Raw genomic sequence first — 18,137 nt, forward strand, 5'->3', positions numbered from 1 at the left:
TCTTTGAGTTCGTTTAGTGATTGATTTCATAACACTCTCCAATTTAATCGTGGAAAAGTGTCAACCTTATTTAGGACGGGTCAAAGAAAACAAAAAAGGCGAACAATTTATTGTTCGCCTTTTTTGTGTCCATCATTTCGCTTCAGCTTTGTAATTATCTTAACTAAATTGATTATAAATTAAGATAATGATTAACTTGGTCGATAATTCCCTGAGCATTTAGCTGATGTTCGTGATGCATTTCTTGTTGTGTGCCATGCTTAATAAACTGGTCTGGAATACCTATATTTAAAATTTTAACTGCTTTGCCTTTGGCAAGTAGATATTCATTCACTCCTGAGCCTGCACCACCGGCAATAGCGTTATCTTCAATAGTGACTAAGACATCATAATGCTGATATAAGTCATCAATTGTGCTGGTATCTAATGGCTTAACAAAGCGCATATCAACAAGAGTAGCGTTTAAGTTGGTTGCGGCTAACTTAGCTTCTTCTAACATAGTACCAAAACTTAACAAAGCTATTCGCTCACCTTGTTGAATAGTTTTAGCTTTACCTATGTCAATAACTTCATCAACAGCAGGTAACTCCTCTCCTATGCCATTGCCTCTAGGGTATCTAACGGCAGCAGGTTTATCTGCTTTAAAGCCCGTATTTAGCATTAATTGGCATTCGCGTTCGTTAGCTGGTGCCATAATGATCATATTAGGAATACAGCGTAAATAACTTAAATCAAATGAGCCCTGATGCGTTGCTCCATCTGCCCCAACAATACCTGCACGGTCAATAGCAAATAATACCGGGAGGTTTTGAATGGCGACATCATGAATAAGCTGATCATAACCACGCTGCAAAAAGCTTGAATAAATCGCGACAACAGGTTTTTGTCCGCCAATGGCAAGACCCGCAGCATATGTTACAGCGTGCTGTTCGGCAATCGCAACATCATAATACTGATTTGGAAAACGTTGGCTAAACTCTACCATGCCAGAGCCTTCACGCATGGCAGGAGTTATTGCCACAAGTTTTTTGTCAGCTTCAGCTGTTTTACATAGCCAATCACCAAATATTTGTGAGTAAGTTGGTAAAGTTGGTGCACTTTTAGGCAAATTTTTATCGCTTGGGTTGAATTTAGGAACAGCGTGATACTTTATTGGATCTTGCTCAGCTGCTTGATAGCCTTTACCTTTTTTAGTCGCTATATGTAGCAGTTGAGGGCCCTTTAAACCACGCATATTCTTAATGGTTTCAACAAGACTATTAACATCATGTCCATCAATAGGGCCAATATAATTAAAACCTAGCTCCTCAAAGAAAGTACTAGGGACAACCATACCTTTTAGGTGTTCTTCAGCACGACTAGCTAGTTCTTTAATGGGTGGAATATTTTTTAATATACGCTTACTGCCTTCACGTAATCCCGTATATAAACTGCCTGATAGCATTTTTGCTAAGTGGTTATTTAACGCGCCAACATTTTCAGAAATAGACATCTCGTTATCATTTAAAATAACAAGCATGTCTTTGTTAATATCGCCAGCATGATTCAGTGCTTCAAATGCCATACCTGCGGTCATAGCACCATCACCTATTACGGCAACCGTTTTACGGTTCTTGCCTTCTTTTTCAGCAGCAACAGCTAAGCCTAAAGCGGCAGAGATTGACGTGCTAGAGTGGCCAACACTTAATGTGTCGTATTCGCTTTCTTCACGCCATGGGAAAGGATGTAGACCTTCTTTTTGGCGAATTGTGTGAAGTTTATCTCGTCTACCCGTTAATATTTTATGTGGATAGGCTTGATGGCCAACATCCCAAATCAAATGATCAAAAGGGGTGTCAAATACATAGTGTAAAGCAACAGTTAGTTCGATAGTGCCGAGCCCTGAGGCAAAATGGCCACTACTTTTACTGACTGAGTTTAACAAGTAGCTACGTAACTCATTGCTGATACGAGTTAATTGCTCTTGCGGAAAGTTTCTTAAATCTTTCGGTGAATCAATTTGAGCGAGTAGAGGATAATCAGCAAGATTTGTTGTCATATTTGTGTACAGTGTATTAATTAAGATAAATTTGTTGAATTGTTGTGATAAACATTATCGCATAATTTAATGGCTGCGTTTGATAATAAACGTGGCAAATTCAACTAATGATTCACTATTGTAAGGTAAAGTGCGCAAAGCTTGAAGTGCTTGTTGATATAACTGCTGCGCTTTTTCTTGTGCGCCTTGTAAACCAAGGAGTGCAGGGTAGGTACTTTTATTAGCAGCCAAGTCAGAACCGGCAGGTTTACCTAGCTCTTCTTCACTTGAAGTAATATCAATTATATCGTCTTGTACTTGATAGGCTAAGCCGACAAGTTGTGCAAATTCTTTTAAAGCTTGTTTATCTTTATCGTTCACATTACTTGAGCATTGAGCCGCCATGAGTACCGAGGCTTGTAATAAAGCCCCAGTTTTAAGTGAATGTAAATGCTCTAATTGTTCTAGGGAAATTTGCTGGTTTGTTGCAGCAAGATCTAGTGCTTGACCGCCACACATGCCTTGATACCCTGATGCGTCAACTAATTGTTTAAATAAGCTAACTTGCTTGGGAATAACTGTTTCTGAAAAGGGATGATTAGCTAAAATATCAAAAGCTAAAGTTTGCAAACTATCTCCTGCTAGGATTGCTGTAGCTTCATCAAAAGCTTTATGACAAGTGGGTTGACCACGTCTTAAATCATCATCATCCATAGCAGGAAGATCGTCATGTAACAGTGAGTAGGCATGAATACATTCTAACGCGCCTGCAACAGCATCAATGTCATTAAGGTCTGCGCCGACTGCCTCACCAGTAATGTAGGCAAGATAAGGTCGCATACGCTTTCCGCCTATTAACAAGCCATATCGCATTGCTGCTAATAACTTGTCATCGCTGACAGAAAGCTCGTTTAGTTTGTCAGCTAAAAAATCGTTTATCCGCTGTTGAAAAACATCAAGCTTTTTTAGTTGAGCCATTATTCTTGTCCTGACTCTTTATCAAAATCAAGTAATTGAGATTGACCGTCTTTTTCTAATAGAATTTGAACTTTTTGTTCGGCCGCGTGTAATTTTTCTTGGCTTATTTTGCTTAAACTTAACCCACGCTCAAATAGCGCCATGGATTCTTCAAGACCAAGGTCACCTTGTTCAAGATTATTCACTATAGTGTCTAATTCATTTAAAGATTCTTCAAATGTGAGGTTTTCTAGTTTCTTTTTAGCCATGATTTTTACTTGTAAGGGTAGGATTTTTTTATCTTGGCGCAAACTTACCTTAGCTAGCTGCAATGGTCAAATATCACTGCAATTATTGTTCAATAAAAGCTTTTTTGTTGTTTTGTGTTAAGTTATTGACTACATGGGCGATAATAACTTTATATAGCGATTTAAGTATTAGCGAATAGCCTTCGCATAATGTACTATTATTTTAATGGTCGTCGATATTTTTGTGGTTTAGGAGAGTTTTGTGGATTTAGCAACCCTTATAGGTATTCTCGGAGCAATTGCCTTATTGGCCATGGCAATGGTGTTATCTGGCGACATTATGATGTTTGCCGACACACAATCAGTCTTGATTGTATTTTGTGGCTCTATTTTTATCGTGTTATCTAATTATTCGCTTGGGCAATTTTTTGGTATTGGTAAAGTTATTGTCAAAGCCTTTATGTTTAAGATTGAAAAGCCTGAAGAACTCATTGAAAAAGCAGTTGATATGGCTGATGCAGCAAGAAAGGGCGGCTTTCTTGCATTGGAAGAGGCTGAGATAACGAATCCCTTTATGCAAAAGGGTGTTGATATGCTTGTTGATGGTCACGATGCCGATGTAGTGCGCGCAACCTTGCAAAAGGATATTAACTTAACCACAGAACGACATGAGCGTGGCGCCGGCATGTTAATGGCGCTGGCTGATGTTGCCCCAGCAATGGGCATGATAGGTACGCTTATTGGTCTTGTTGCTATGCTTTCTAACATGGATGATCCTAAGTCCATCGGCCCTGCAATGGCGGTGGCCTTATTAACGACTTTATATGGTGCTTTCTTAGCTAACGTTATTGCTATTCCACTAGCCTCAAAATTAAAGTTACGCCTTGAAGAAGAAAAAATGAATCAGGAATTAGTGCTTGATGCTGTGTTAGGCATTCAAGACGGTCAAAACCCTCGTGTTATTGAAGGCTTATTGAGAAACTACTTAGCTGAAGGTAAACGTCAAATTGATACCACAGAAGAGTAGAAGCGGTGATACTAGGAGTTAGTTATGGCTGAAGAAAAGTGTAAATGTCCACCTCCCGGGTTACCTGCTTGGATGGGTACTTTTGCTGATTTAATGTCGTTATTGATGTGCTTCTTCGTATTACTTTTATCGTTTTCTGAAATGGATGTGTTGAAGTTTAAGCAAATAGCAGGCTCTATGAAGTTTGCTTTTGGTGTTCAGAATAAGATTGAAGTAAAGGATATTCCTAAAGGGACGAGTATCATTGCCCAAGAGTTTAGGCCGGGAAAACCTGAGCCAACTCCTATTGAGGTTATCCAGCAGCAAACCATGGAAATGACTCAGCAAATGCTTGAGTTTCAGGCCGGTGATGAAACCTCAGCAGGTGGGCGTCAAGAGCAGCGTGGAACAGAGCGTGGCGGTCAAGCACAAAATACTGAGGACGCTATGTCTGCTCAAGCACTTGAACAAGCTATGGAGCAAATGGAGAGCGCAGCTCAAGAACAAGTGAATGATTTAGTAAAGAAAATTGCTGAGCAACTTGAGCAGCAAATTCAAGATGGAGCCGTTGAGTTAGAGTCATTGGGACAACAAGTAATCATTAGGATCCGTGAGAATGGTTCATTTCCGTCAGGATCTGCATTTTTACAGCCCAAATTTAAGCCAATTATGAGAGAGATTGGTGAGTTACTAAATACTGTACCTGGCGAAATTATGGTGTCAGGTAATACGGATAACCAAGGGGTAGATTCTGAGTTATTTAGTTCTAATTGGGATTTATCAAGTAAACGGGCGGTGGCTATTGCACATGAATTGATCAAAGTACCTGGGTTTGATCCTACGCGCCTAATAGTTGCAGGCCATGCAGATACACGACCTTTAGTTCCTAATACCAATGCTTTAAACCGTCGGAGAAACCGTCGTGTTGAAATTGCCATTAATCAAGGTAAAGCAAAAGAAACTGAATTAATCGATGTGATTGAGTAAGTATGTACCACTATTGCTTTGACTATAGAGTTCTATAGTCAAAGTTCCTTCAATGATACCTAACCATATTTAATGCATTCTTTGTATTAGTTCTGCTATAATGCGCGCCATTATTTTTGCCTGCTAGGTCTGTTCACGATGAAATTTATCGTAAAATTACAAGCTGAGATCACCATAAAGTCTCGTCCTGTTCGTAAGCGTTTTACCAAAATATTAGAATCTAATATAAAAAATGTATTACGCCGTGTTGACGAACAAGTGACTACCCGTATGAACTGGGATAATGTGGAAGTTAACACTAAAGATAACAGCCCGGAAAATAGAGCTAAATTAGTTGAGGCATTAAAATGCATTCCAGGTGTACCCATGTTTTTAGAGGTTCAGCAAACCGAGTTTACTGATCTTCATGATATTTTTGAAAAAACACTCGCGGTACACAGTAAAACTATTGAAAACAAAACATTTTGTGTTCGAGTAAAGCGCACAGGTAGCCACGAATTTAATTCTTTAAAAATAGAGCAATACGTGGGTGGTGGTTTAAATCAACAAGTAGAAAATGCCAAGGTTCAATTACGCAAGCCAGATGTAACGATTCGATTAGAAGTAAAAAATAAAGACTTATTTATTGTTACTGAGCGTCACCAAGGCTTAGGTGGATTTCCAATAGCTACACAAGAAGATGTTTTATCATTAATGTCTGGTGGTTTTGATTCAGGTGTTGCCAGTTACCAAATGATCAAAAAAGGCTCAAGAACACACTATTGCTTCTTTAATTTGGGCGGATCTGCGCATGAAGTCGGTGTTAAACAAGTGAGCTATTATTTGTGGAACAAATTTGGTGCATCACACCGCGTTAAATTTTTTGCGGTAGACTTTGAACCTGTTGTGGCTGAGATTCTTGAAAAAATTGAAAATGGTCAAATGGGCGTAGTACTCAAACGTATGATGGTGCGTGCTGCGACGAAAGTGGCTGAGAAAGCAAATATTCAAGCACTAGTTACCGGCGAAAGTTTAGGGCAAGTCTCAAGTCAAACCTTAACCAATTTAAACGTGATTAATCGTGTCACTGATACCTTAATCCTCCGTCCTTTGGCAGCTTACGATAAACAAGATATTATTGATATTGCAAGAAACATTGGTACCGAAGATTTTGCTAAAACCATCCCAGAGTACTGTGGCGTTATTTCTAAAAAACCAACAGTTAAAGCTGTGCTTTCAAAAGTAGAAGCAGAAGAAGATAATTTTGATTTCTCAATTCTAGATAAGGTTGTTGATGAAACGCGTGTACTAGATATTCGCGATATTGGCAAAGAAACAGAAGCAGAAGTTAAAGCGGTAGAACTTGTTGAAGAAATTACCCATGATGCGGTTGTTGTAGACATCAGAAGTCCTGAAGAAGAAGATGAAAATCCTTTGGACATTGAGAATGTTGATGTTATTCATATTCCTTTTTATAAACTTGCAACGCGATTTGGTGATTTAGACATGAGTAAAGAATACTTACTTTATTGCGATCAAGGCGTAATGAGCAAGCTACAAGCATTATACTTACAAGATAATGGCTTTAGTAATGTTAAGGTTTACCGACCTTAATTCTCCTTAATGATAAAGATGAGTTATTCTGGGACAGTTTTCTTAGTGTCTCCTCTAAAAATATAAACCTAGTTAAGTGATTTAATTGCCTTAACTAGGTTTTTGTTTTCTGGTGTTGCAATATGATGTTTTTCACCTAGTGAGCAAATATAACCATTAATATAATCGATTTCCGTTGCTCTTTTGGCTTGGATATCACAGCGCATTGAAGAGCTATTCTTGGCAGTTGATTTAGCAACTAGTATCACTTTTTCTAGCAATTTACTTGCATCAAGTTGCACTGATTCTTTTTGTGCTACGGCTACAATTTCAGAAATGATTGCTTTGATTTTTGTTAAGTGTGCTTCGTCAGCTATGTCACCATTTCTGACATTGAGTATTGCTGTCAACGGGTTGATAACGCAGTTTATCGCTAGTTTATGCCATTGAGCGGTTCGAATATCTTCCTCCCAAGTAACACTTGGTAGTACTTTATCGAGTTGCTCAGTAAAGTCCATAAGCAGATTGATTTGATTATCATCAGTCGAGTTATTTGACATTAATCCCAATTGACTTAAACCTTGCCCAGTATGGGTGATGGCATACTTTTCTGTTTTAAGGCTACCATGTGTGGTTAACATGGCAGCAATCGTATGTTGATGAATAATATCTTTGGTTAGCTGCTCAACGGTACCCATACCATTATGAGCAAGAATAATAACTGCTTTAGTGTTTAATTTATTAGCAATTGTCTTAATAGCAGTGCTCACATGATATGACTTAACACAACACAGTACTATATCGGCTTGCTGTAAGTGTTTATCTTGCGTGAAGAGAACATCGCCCTGAATTTGTTGTTGGGTTATATCAGTAAATTGATAAGACCTTTGGCTTTTGTCATGTTGATCTGTTGCTAATAAGGTTGTACAGATAAAGTTTTTGTTGCCTCGCTCCTGCTGCAAGGGCTCAAATTGCTTTAAGTAATGGTAAAATAATAGGCCAATAGCACCTTGACCTATAATCACAACATTGAGTGACCTTGAATCATGCTTCATTTGCTTGTTTCTGTTTAGCATTTGCTTGTTTAAGTAGGTAAGCCTTAGACACTTTCTTCTTCAATAAGGTATAAAGTAATTTAACGAATGCGAAGAATAAAATACCACAAACATCAGCCAGATAGTCGATAAAGTCTGCTTGTCTATAGGCCAGAAAATGTTGGCCAAATTCAGTTAATCCACCATAAACCAGTAAAGTGAGTATTGTCCGACCCAATTCCACTTTAAGTAGTGAATGAACAAACCAAGTTAATAAGAAAAAGCTGGTGAAATGCCCTATGGTATCTATTTGGGGGAAACGAATTTTATGATTACTAAAGCCAAAAAGATTAGGCGAAAAGAATATGACTAAGCCTACTAAAGTGATAGCTATTAGGCTGATGATGGTGATAAAGGAAAGACGAAATTTCACTGTTATTAAATTGAAATAAGCATTTATAAATTGATAGGTTCAGTCATTGTATAGTGATAAGTGACTGAATGCTCGTTTAACTTTAAAAAACATCAATACAGTTAATTAAAGTCGATAGCGGTTGTTGCTTGGATAAACACCATGAGTATAATAGCTAACAACAATTATATTGAGTACTAGAGAGTTATTATGCCGTCAATGGATGTAGTTTCAGAAATTAATTTAGAAGAAGTTCGCAATGCAGTTGAAAATGCGAGCAAAGAATTAAGTAGACGCTATGACTTTAACAATGTTGAAGCAAGCTTCGAATGGAAAAAACCAAATGTAGTGATTAAAGCTGAAGGTGATTTTCATATAAAACAAATGTGTGACATGTTGCGTAGCCAATTAACTAAGCGAAAAGTTGATGCTAAAGCCATGACCATGGGGAGCACCGACCACAGCGGTAAAACGTTTACTCAGAACGTGACATTCCAAGAGGGTATTGAGCAAGATGTTGCTAAAAAAGTGGTGAAACTAATTAAAGCAGAGAAGCTTAAAGTACAAGCAGCGATTCAAGGTGATAAACTACGTGTAACTGGTAAAAAGCGTGATGAATTACAAGCAGTTATGAGATTGATACGTGAAGCTGACCTAGAGCAGTCATTTCAATTTAATAACTTTAAAGATTAATCGCTTTTCATTTTTAGTGAAATCTTACCGTTATGAGTATCAAAAAGGCGTTTATCTTAAGAAGATAAACGCCTTTTTTATTAACACGATTAATAGTGATTAGTGGTTATGACCACAACCACCCTCACCATGCACATGGCCATGAGCAAGCTCATCTTCAGTGGCTTCACGCACTTCGAGTATTTCTACATCAAAACTCAAGTCAATACCTGCTAAAGGGTGGTTACCATCAACAGTTACTTCATCTTCAGTAACATCAATTACGATAACCGTTTGCTCACCTTCATCTGTTGTTGCTCTAAGCTGCGTACCTACGGCAAGATCTTCAACACCTTGCATAACTGCTTTAGGTACTGTTTGTACATACTCGTCATGACGTGGTCCATATGCTTGCTCACTGGCAACATTGACTTCGAATTTGTCTCCAACTTCATGATCAATAAGAGCGTCTTCTAACCCTGGGATTAAATATCCTGTTCCTTGTATGATGGCCATTGGTTTATCGTCATAAGAACTATCAATAAGAGTACCTTCGCTGTCTGATACTGCGTAATGCATTACTACGACTGAATTTTTGCTAATTTTCATTTGTTGTTCCAATAAATTGAGTGTTAATAAGGTTTAATCCGATTCAGTGGTTAATGAGTAAGGAAGCTCTTTAAGCTCAAAAATAGAATTAGGTTGTAATTTTAATCGCAAAATAGAGGCTTCTTCATCGTTTGATAAAACCGCCTGTAAGTAACAGCTGCCATTATCTGCCTGATAATAAGCGATGATGTCTCCTGCTTTACGCCAATTTTCACCTAGCTGTTTTTCTAGCGTATCCTCAGGGCTAATCGGTGAACTGCTTTTACCCTCAAGGGTAAATAAAGCACGTTTATTTTTGCCCAAGTATTGCATTCTCGCCACGGTTTCCTGTCCTAAATAACAGCCTTTCGTGAAACTAATACCATTGAGCGCTTGTAGGTTCAACATTTGCGGTACATAGTGGTTTAATGCTTCTTTAGATAGTAGTGGAAAACCTTGGTTAATTTCTAATAAATTCCACACCGCATTGTGATAAATAGGCAATTGAAATTGTGCAGCTAGAGTGGCTATACTTTGTTTTTCATCAAGGATCAAATAGCAGCCTTGATTACTACTTAGATAAACTAAGGTTGTTGAATTGTGCTGCACAACTTGATTGAGGCTATCAGGTATTTGTGGAAAATGTTGACTTAATAGCTCGCTTGCATCACTTCCGACAAGTGCCATGAAAGCTAAATGGTCTGTCGCTTCAATGGTAACTTTGGAAAATACACCAAATTTTTTCAACTCTTTAAGTGAAACTTCAAGGCTATCTTTGGGCTGAAGTAATAAATGAGTAGATAAGCGATTAATTAACCTAAAGACACTAAATACTTTACCTTTGGCATCACAATGGGCACCAATTTGTAAGCTATTGTCAGTGGTTTGTGTGGCATCACAAGTAACTTGCCCTTGCAAATATTTAGTTTGCTCTTCGCCACTGAGGGAGATAGCAGAATAATTATCTAAACTAATTAAGTAGTTGTTAGGTAATTGATCCAATGAAGGCAGTTCTGAAATGGTGGCTAGTGGCATAATAATTTAGCTCTACGCTGTGAAGTGTTGATTATTAACTGATTAGTTGGGGCAAAGTTGAGAAATGCAAGAGATGTCATGTTAAAAAATACAATAAAGAAAACGCTTTTTTTGAAAATTAACTAAGCTTAACTATTCAAGGTGTTGTTGTTATTGCTAGAATACTGCTAATCAAAATTTATTTCGGTGCTTTATGTCAACAACTACTAACCAAACGAACAGCAAACAGCCTAGTGAAGGTGTTAATAAAGCTCGCTTAAAATGGGCGTGTCGTCGAGGTATGCTTGAACTTGATGTGTTATTCATCCCTTTTGTTGATGAAGCTTATGATGATTTAACAGATGAAAAGCAACGAGTTTTTGAGCGCTTATTAACTTGCCAAGATCCTGAGTTATTTGCTTGGTTTATGGGGCATGAAACTTGTGAAGACACGGAACTTAACGCCATGGTGCAACATATATTACAGCGCGTTAAAGTATAATATCTCAATAACACACTCTCGATATAAAACTGCGCTAATTGCTTTTGTCGCCTTAGTATTTATTTCATTGCTCGCAATCCAACTTACAACGCATTATTCGTTGGTGCTTGTGGTTAATGTACTATTTTGGTTGGTTTTGGGTACTCACCTAAGACCAGACAAAAAGCAACAGGGTGAATATTTGCAACATTTTCAATTGAGTCATCATGGGCTAATTGAATACAAAGGCGAGACTCAGGACGAGTGCAGTTACCAATTATTACCGCAAAGTCGCTGTAGTTTTTTAGGGGCTTGGTTAGTGATGCAAGGGGTTAACCAGTCATTAGACGATAATTCGACTTGTAGCAGTAACAATCGTTTAGCTTTAACGAAAAAGCAACAAGGTTTTGGTAAAAAGCACAACCTATTTCTTTTTAGAGATAGCTTTACTCAACAAGGCTTTTCTCACCTTGCTCGAGTAATAAAATCACTCTCTTGATTTTAAAATGGTGGCCTTAGCTTCAGGAAACTTATCTGGATAATCTAAAGTGTAATGTAAGCCTCGACTTTCTTTACGCTCCATAGCACAACGAATGATAAGTTCTGCTACTTGCACTAAGTTTCTTAGTTCAAGTAAATTGTTGCTCACTTTATAGTTTTGATAATATTCGGCAATTTCACTTTGTAGTAATTCAACCCGATGTAAAGCGCGCTCTAAGCGCTTAGTTGTTCTTACAATGCCAACATAATCCCACATAAATAGTCTTAACTCATGCCAGTTATGTTGAATAACGACGTCTTCATCAGAGTCGGTGACGCGACTTTCATCCCATTGGGGGAGTTGAATATATTCATTTTCTTGTTTTAAAGAGTCACTAATCTCTAATGCAGCAGCTCTAGCGAAGACCAAACACTCAAGCAAAGAGTTACTGGCTAATCGATTGGCACCATGAAGACCCGTATAAGACATTTCACCAATAGCATAGAGCTGTTCTATATCGGTTTTACCATGATGATTGACCATAACACCACCACAGGTATAGTGAGCTGCGGGGACAACAGGAATAGGTTGTTTGGTTATATCGATACCTAATGATAATGTTCTTTCGTAAATAGTTGGAAAGTGCTCTTTAATAAAGCCACTCGGTTTGTGGCTAATATCTAAATACATGCAATCAGCACCAAGTCGCTTCATTTCAAAATCAATTGCGCGGGCGACAATATCTCTAGGGGCTAATTCGGCTCTTTTATCAAAACTAGGCATAAAGCGACTACCATCTGGTCGCCTTAATATTGCCCCTTCACCGCGTAAAGCTTCCGTGAGTAAAAATGTTCCAGCGTCAGGATGAAATAAGCAAGTAGGATGAAATTGATTAAACTCCATATTTGCCACTCGACAACCAGCACGCCAAGCCATAGCTATACCGTCACCGCTAGCTACATCAGGATTTGAAGTATATTGATAAACTTTACTTGCACCACCTGTCGCTAAAATGGTTTTTTGTGCATAAATACTTTCAACTTTTTCTGTGTTTCGATTCCAAATATAGGCGCCGATACATTGTTTTGAATTGGCACTTTCTGATGATTGCTCTTGGCAAATAAGGTCTATGGCGTTGTATCTTTCAAAAATGCGAATGCGAGAGTGTTGTTTAACACGACTTGCTAATGTGGTTTGAATTTCTTGGCCTGTTGCATCAGCTGCGTGCAATATTCGTCTATGGCTATGACCGCCTTCACGAGTTAAGTGATACCTTGCTTCACCGTCGTTATCTTTTTCTTTATCAAAAGCTACGCCTTGCTCGATTAACCACTCTAAACAAGGCTTAGCATTTTCGGCCGTGAATTCTACGGTTTCTTTATCACATAGACCAGCACCTGCTATCAGTGTGTCTTCTACATGTGCAGCAACACTGTCATGTTCATCAAACACTGCCGCGATACCACCTTGGGCATAATATGTTGAGCCTTCATTTAAGGGGCCCTTACTTAAAATCACGACATCGGCATTTTTCGCTAAATGCAAGGCAAGTGTTAATCCTGCTGCTCCGCTGCCAATGATAAGTACATCACAATTATTTTGTTGAGTCATAGTTATTGCCGAATGCTAAAAAGATTACTTTGTTGATTTATAAGTAAAGTGCTTTTAGGTATTCTATAATTAAGCTTTGATAAGAGGGCAATATTACCTTTTGTTAAGACTTGGGAATAGTGTTTTTGCCACTTTAAGGTGAAAATACGCTTTAATTTGAAAAAAAATTAAAAAAAAGAGAACTTTTATGCAAACGTATAGTCTTATCTTGTGCGTTTGTTATGAGCCAATTGGAAAATATGAGTTTAAAAGAACTGCCAGTCATAGAAGGTACGGCTCGAATGAGCGAACAAAACGTCGACCAAAAATTGGTTGAACGGGTTCAGCGTGGTGATAAAAACGCGTTTAACCTGCTAGTAACTAAATACCAACATAAAGTTGCCAATTTAGTAGGACGCTATGTCAGTAATCAAAGTGATGTACCTGATATAGTGCAAGAAGCGTTTATTAAAGCATATCGTGCTTTACCTAATTTTAGAGGTGAGAGTGCGTTTTACACTTGGCTTTATCGCATTGCAGTTAATTGCGCTAAAAATCATAGTGTAGCGTTGGGGCGTAAACCGCCTAGCACAGATGTTGAAGTAGAAGATGCTGAGTTTTATGAAGGAGGAGAGGCGCTACGTGAAAATGCTTCTCCTGAAAAAGTACTACTGACTGAAGAAATTAAAAAAGTTATTTTTAGTACGATCGAATCTTTACCTGATGATTTACGTATAGCAATAAATTTTCGGGAGTTAGAAGGGTTAAGCTATGAAGAAATAGCTACCATTATGGACTGTCCAGTAGGGACGGTGAGGTCACGTATTTTTAGAGCACGTGACGCCATAGATAAGAAAATTCAACCATTGTTGAAACAGAAATAGTAATACGCTTAAAATAGCGTGCAGCTATTTTGAAAACCATTTTTTAGGTGTTTTAAGGTAATAGTATATGAGTGAAAGTAAATTTGAGACTATATCGTCATTAGTCGATAATTATCGTGCTACTTCAGATAAAAGCTCTGTTGATAAAGCGTTAGATGATATTCTCAAGGATGAACACCTTACGTCGGTCTGGCAAAACTATCACCTTATTGGTGATGTCATGCGAGAAGAAGTTGCAGACACATTAGAGTTCGATATTTCACAACAAATCAGTGATGCAATTGCCCAAGAAGCTACAATATTATCACCGAATAATTCAACCACACCAAATGAGCTTATTACTGAAACATATTCTAAAACTTCAGACGTAACTTCAGAACAACAAGCACTTCCTCAATCTAGCAATGTCATTTCAGCACAAGAGCGTTTCAAAGCGAAAGTTGTCAAACTACTTAGACCTATCGGGCAAGTTGCAATCGCAGCTTCGGCCGCGGGCTTAATGATTGTAGGTGTACAACAAAATAGTGCTGATAATAACTTAGTTGAGCCATTAATACCTAGCCAAGTCGTGCAAACTGTTCCGTTAAGTGGCTTTGCAAATCCTGTGAGCTTTAATGTTAATGCAGATAGCAATCAACAAACTCAACAAATGACAGCTAAGCAGAAAAATGCGCAGCGTATTGCTCAGCAACGTCGCTTTCAAGCTTTGTTATTAGATCACCAACAACAAGTTAAACTTCAACAAGCACCAACGATTGAGAAAGCAAAATAATAGTTGCTAAGATTTTTTATTAGTTGATAATTATTAATTTTTGCGATCGAGTGCATATGAAACTTTTCTCAGCCTTTGTGCTGTTTGTTAGCGTCAATTTTTCTGCTGTGGCGGTGGAAAATGACGATGCAAAGGTGTGGCTAGAGCGCCTATCTCAGTCGCTTCGTCAACTAAACTTTAATACCTCTTTCGTTGTGGTTAAGAATAACCAAGCAGAGCCTTATCGTTGGGTTCATGGTGTAGACGATGATAACTTTGAACTTGAGATTCTAGCTCGGTTAAATGGACCAAGGCGTGATATTTTACGTAAAGGGACAGTGGTCAGCTATATTGAACCAGAGCAAGATGTTTACTCTGTTGCCTCTAATGCACTTAATGGACCTATTCCTGCAATTTTCAGTGCAGATATCAGTGAGCTGGAAGAAAACTATCGGTTCATTTCTGTCGGTCGCAGTCGAGTACTGGGACGAGCAGCTCAATTAGTTAGAATTGTTGCCAAAGACAATCACCGTTACGGCTATTGGTTATGGTTAGACCAACAAAGCGCCTTATTGCTAAAAATGGCGGTCATTACACGACAAGGGCAATTATTAGAGCAAATACAGTTCACTCATTTAGATATTTCAGAGAAAATGTCAGAAGGATTATTGCAACTACAGGGTACAGATTTACCTATCCCGCTTGATTTAAGCCATAATAACCAAGAAAGAAATTTCTTGTGGCAAGTTAATTGGCTACCTGACGGATTTACCGCAATTAAAGCGAATCGACATCGAATGTTAAGTAATCGAAAAGCGGTTGAATTTATGCTTTTTAGCGATGGTTTAGTCGATGTTTCTGTTTATGTGAATCCGGCTAAAGAAAAACTGCGAGCCACTGAGTTTGCTCATGACGGTGCAACCTTAGTGTTAAATCAAGTGAATAATGGCTTAGAAGTTAGTGTCGTGGGTAAAATTCCATTGACTAGTGCCAAAAAAATAGCTGACTCTATTGGGGCTGCTCCAATACAAACTAACGTAAAGCAATAACTAATGACTGAAGAATTAGCAACAGTGACATCAGTTGATGGTGATAAAGTGACTTTATCTAGCCAAATAAAGTCAACTTGCAGTGGCTGTTCACAAGTGGATAGTTGCGCTAACGGCCAGATTTCAAAGGCGCTACCGAAGCAACAATTAAAAATAACCATTGATATACCTAATGACTGCCAATTGAAAGTTGGAGATTGCGTTGTTTTAGGCATTCCTGATGGAGAGTTGTTGGCTAGTGCTGGTCAAGTCTATTTATTTCCGTTACTGGGTTTGATTATTTTCTCTGGTCTTGGTCAGTGGTTATTACACGCAAATATACTAAATCAGGAAATTATTTCGTTAGTCATCGGTATTTCAGGCGGCTATTTAGGCTATGTGTTTGCTAAGTATTTACAACAAAGTCGTAAACACACTGAAAAACTACAGCCAAAAATACTTCGGGTTTTAGCAAAAACTAGTGAGCAAACTTGCTAAGTGTTCTCAACTTGGCAAACTTTTTTACAAAAGATATCTGAACAAAAGATAGCCCCAAGGCAGTAAATTCGTTAAAATCACGCCATTATATTAATTAACGCTTTTTTATTTGACTCTCCTTTATGAAAAATATTCGAAATTTCTCTATCATTGCCCATATTGATCATGGTAAATCGACCCTTTCTGATCGTTTAATTCAGCATTGCGGTGGTTTACAAGACCGAGAAATGGAAGCGCAAGTTCTTGATTCTATGGATATTGAACGTGAGCGTGGCATTACTATTAAGGCACAAAGTGTCACTTTAGACTATAAAGCTAAAGATGGTGAAACCTATCAGCTTAACTTTATCGATACTCCAGGGCATGTTGATTTCTCTTATGAGGTTTCTCGCTCTTTAGCTTCTTGTGAAGGTGCTCTATTGGTCGTTGATGCTGGACAGGGTGTTGAAGCTCAAACCGTTGCCAACTGTTACACAGCAATTGAAATGGATTTAGAAGTTCGTGCTATTTTAAATAAAATTGATTTACCTCAGGCCGACCCAGATCGCGTTTCTGAAGAAATAGAAGATATTATTGGGATAGATGCTACTGGTGCTGTGCAGTGTTCAGCTAAAACAGGTATTGGAATTGAAGATGTACTGGAAGATATAGTGCAACATATTCCTGCTCCTGAAGGCGATCCAGAGGCCAACTTACAAGCATTAATCATTGATTCGTGGTTTGATAACTATCAAGGGGTTGTTTCACTGGTTCGTGTTATGAACGGTGAAGTGAAAAAAGGCGATAAAATGGTGGTTATGTCGACAGGGCAAACCCATATCATCGATAAAGTCGGAATATTTACCCCTAAGCAAACAGATACAGGCGTTTTAAAAACTGGAGAGGTTGGTTTTATTATTGCTGGTATTAAAGAAATTCATGGTGCACCAGTAGGTGATACTATTACCATCGCTAAAAAAGAAGCTGAAGAACCCCTCGGCGGCTTTAAGAAAGTACAACCGCAAGTTTATGCCGGTATATTCCCGATTAGTTCAGATGATTATGAAAGCTTTCGTGATGCGTTAAATAAACTTAGCCTTAACGATGCCTCATTATTTTTCGAACCAGAGAATTCATCGGCTTTAGGTTTTGGTTTCCGTATTGGTTTCCTTGGAATGCTTCATATGGAGATCATTCAGGAGCGTTTAGCACGTGAATATGATCTTGACTTAATAACTACAGCCCCAACAGTAAACTATGAAATTGCATGTACAAATGGTGAAGTTTTATCAATTGATAACCCGAGCGATATGCCAGCGATTAATAATATTGACGAAATAAGAGAACCAATAGTTCAAGCCAATATTTTAGTACCTCAAGAACACTTAGGTAATGTAATTACCTTATGTATTGAAAAACGCGGCGTACAAAAAGACATCATATATCACGGAAACCAAGTTGCAGTCACTTATGAGTTACCTATGGCTGAAGTTGTGATGGATTTCTTTGATAAGCTTAAATCAACTAGCCGAGGCTATGCTTCACTTGATTATCATTTTGTTCGCTTTCAGGCGGCAGATATGGTTAGAGCTGATGTCATGATTAATGGCGATCGCGTCGATGCGTTAGCCATGATTACTCACCGTAGTAATTCAGTAGCTCGTGGTCGGATGCTTGTAGAGAAATTGAAAGAGCTTATTCACCGTCAAATGTTTGATATTGCCATTCAAGCCGCTATTGGTAATAACGTTATTGCTCGTACAACGGTTAAGCAGTTACGTAAAAATGTAACCGCAAAATGTTATGGCGGTGATGTTAGTCGTAAGAAAAAGTTATTACAAAAACAAAAAGAAGGTAAAAAACGTATGAAGCAAGTAGGTAATGTTGAAGTACCTCAAGAAGCGTTTTTAGCCGTATTAAAATTAGACAAGTAGGACG

Annotated in this window: 19 protein-coding genes; 11 read left to right on the top strand and 8 right to left on the bottom strand. The window is 38.2% G+C overall.

What is annotated here, in order from left to right:
• Positions 1-172: 172 nt before the first annotated feature.
• The 3 genes from dxs to EPA86_RS06135 form a co-directional block, all read right to left on the bottom strand.
• Entirely contained in the window at positions 173-2,038 is a 1,866-nt protein-coding gene (gene dxs / locus EPA86_RS06125; RefSeq protein WP_140602546.1) for a 1-deoxy-D-xylulose-5-phosphate synthase, read from the bottom strand.
• A 66-nt stretch (positions 2,039-2,104) separates the two neighbouring features.
• Positions 2,105-2,995, bottom strand: a complete 891-nt coding sequence (gene ispA / locus EPA86_RS06130) for a (2E,6E)-farnesyl diphosphate synthase (protein WP_140602547.1) — start codon at positions 2,993-2,995, stop codon at positions 2,105-2,107.
• Positions 2,995-3,243 carry an exodeoxyribonuclease VII small subunit gene (locus EPA86_RS06135; protein WP_140602548.1) on the bottom strand — a complete coding sequence of 83 codons (249 nt, stop codon included), beginning with the start codon at positions 3,241-3,243 and terminating at the stop codon, positions 2,995-2,997. Before EPA86_RS06135 ends, ispA begins: the two co-directional genes overlap by 1 nt.
• A 241-nt stretch (positions 3,244-3,484) precedes the next feature.
• Between EPA86_RS06135 and pomA the strand changes: the two genes are divergently transcribed.
• From pomA to thiI, 3 genes are all read left to right on the top strand, one after another.
• Entirely contained in the window at positions 3,485-4,249 is a 765-nt protein-coding gene (gene pomA, locus EPA86_RS06140) for a flagellar motor protein PomA (RefSeq protein ID WP_140602549.1), read from the top strand.
• 24 nt (positions 4,250-4,273) lie between these two features.
• Positions 4,274-5,215, top strand: coding sequence for a flagellar motor protein MotB (locus EPA86_RS06145; protein WP_140602550.1), 942 nt, complete (start codon positions 4,274-4,276; stop codon positions 5,213-5,215).
• Positions 5,216-5,353: 138 nt separating this feature from the next.
• Positions 5,354-6,808 carry a tRNA uracil 4-sulfurtransferase ThiI gene (gene thiI, locus EPA86_RS06150; RefSeq protein ID WP_140602551.1) on the top strand — a complete coding sequence of 485 codons (1,455 nt, stop codon included), beginning with the start codon at positions 5,354-5,356 and terminating at the stop codon, positions 6,806-6,808.
• Between the two features lie 68 nt (positions 6,809-6,876).
• On the opposite strand, the gene EPA86_RS06155 is transcribed toward thiI, so the two are convergent.
• Positions 6,877-7,842 (bottom strand): ketopantoate reductase family protein, encoded by a 966-nt coding sequence (locus EPA86_RS06155; RefSeq protein WP_170309581.1) that lies wholly within the window; start codon positions 7,840-7,842, stop codon positions 6,877-6,879.
• Positions 7,832-8,254, bottom strand: coding sequence for a VanZ family protein (locus EPA86_RS06160; protein WP_140602553.1), 423 nt, complete (start codon positions 8,252-8,254; stop codon positions 7,832-7,834). Before EPA86_RS06160 ends, EPA86_RS06155 begins: the two co-directional genes overlap by 11 nt.
• 189 nt (positions 8,255-8,443) lie before the next feature.
• Between EPA86_RS06160 and EPA86_RS06165 the strand changes: the two genes are divergently transcribed.
• On the top strand, positions 8,444-8,926 hold the full coding sequence (locus tag EPA86_RS06165; protein ID WP_140602554.1) for a YajQ family cyclic di-GMP-binding protein: 483 nt from the start codon (positions 8,444-8,446) through the stop codon (positions 8,924-8,926).
• A gap of 99 nt (positions 8,927-9,025) precedes the next feature.
• Here the strand turns inward: EPA86_RS06165 and EPA86_RS06170 are convergent, their stop codons facing one another.
• Both EPA86_RS06170 and ygfZ read right to left on the bottom strand, forming a co-directional pair.
• A complete protein-coding gene (locus EPA86_RS06170; RefSeq protein WP_140602555.1) occupies positions 9,026-9,514 on the bottom strand; it encodes an FKBP-type peptidyl-prolyl cis-trans isomerase in 489 nt (162 codons plus the stop codon).
• Positions 9,515-9,547: 33 nt separating this feature from the next.
• The gene (ygfZ, locus tag EPA86_RS06175) at positions 9,548-10,528 is read right to left on the bottom strand and encodes a tRNA-modifying protein YgfZ (protein WP_140602556.1); all 981 of its coding nucleotides are present in this window, start codon (positions 10,526-10,528) and stop codon (positions 9,548-9,550) included.
• Between the two features lie 193 nt (positions 10,529-10,721).
• On the opposite strand from ygfZ, the gene EPA86_RS06180 reads away from it, so the two are divergent.
• Complete coding sequence (locus EPA86_RS06180; protein WP_140602557.1) at positions 10,722-11,009, top strand: FAD assembly factor SdhE; 288 nt, start codon at positions 10,722-10,724, stop codon at positions 11,007-11,009.
• Positions 10,951-11,487 carry a protein YgfX gene (locus tag EPA86_RS06185; protein ID WP_140602558.1) on the top strand — a complete coding sequence of 179 codons (537 nt, stop codon included), beginning with the start codon at positions 10,951-10,953 and terminating at the stop codon, positions 11,485-11,487. Before EPA86_RS06180 ends, EPA86_RS06185 begins: the two co-directional genes overlap by 59 nt.
• On the opposite strand, the gene nadB is transcribed toward EPA86_RS06185, so the two are convergent.
• Positions 11,476-13,080 (bottom strand): L-aspartate oxidase, encoded by a 1,605-nt coding sequence (gene nadB / locus EPA86_RS06190; RefSeq protein WP_170309582.1) that lies wholly within the window; start codon positions 13,078-13,080, stop codon positions 11,476-11,478. The two genes, EPA86_RS06185 and nadB, sit on opposite strands and share 12 nt — an antisense overlap.
• A gap of 281 nt (positions 13,081-13,361) precedes the next feature.
• Here nadB and rpoE point away from each other — a divergent pair, with 281 nt between their 5' ends.
• From rpoE to lepA, 5 genes are all read left to right on the top strand, one after another.
• On the top strand, positions 13,362-13,943 hold the full coding sequence (gene rpoE, locus EPA86_RS06195; RefSeq protein WP_140602603.1) for an RNA polymerase sigma factor RpoE: 582 nt from the start codon (positions 13,362-13,364) through the stop codon (positions 13,941-13,943).
• Between the two features lie 67 nt (positions 13,944-14,010).
• Positions 14,011-14,715, top strand: a complete 705-nt coding sequence (locus EPA86_RS06200) for a sigma-E factor negative regulatory protein (RefSeq protein WP_140602560.1) — start codon at positions 14,011-14,013, stop codon at positions 14,713-14,715.
• 56 nt (positions 14,716-14,771) lie between these two features.
• The gene (locus EPA86_RS06205; RefSeq protein ID WP_140602561.1) at positions 14,772-15,743 is read left to right on the top strand and encodes a MucB/RseB C-terminal domain-containing protein; all 972 of its coding nucleotides are present in this window, start codon (positions 14,772-14,774) and stop codon (positions 15,741-15,743) included.
• A gap of 3 nt (positions 15,744-15,746) precedes the next feature.
• Positions 15,747-16,220: a SoxR reducing system RseC family protein gene (locus EPA86_RS06210; RefSeq protein WP_140602562.1), complete on the top strand. Its 474-nt coding sequence runs from the start codon at positions 15,747-15,749 to the stop codon at positions 16,218-16,220.
• A 122-nt stretch (positions 16,221-16,342) separates the two neighbouring features.
• Positions 16,343-18,133, top strand: a complete 1,791-nt coding sequence (lepA, locus tag EPA86_RS06215; protein ID WP_140602563.1) for a translation elongation factor 4 — start codon at positions 16,343-16,345, stop codon at positions 18,131-18,133.
• Positions 18,134-18,137 lie beyond the last annotated feature (4 nt).

Source organism: Litorilituus lipolyticus (genome assembly GCF_006439335.1).
GTDB lineage: Bacteria > Pseudomonadota > Gammaproteobacteria > Enterobacterales > Alteromonadaceae > Colwellia > Colwellia lipolytica.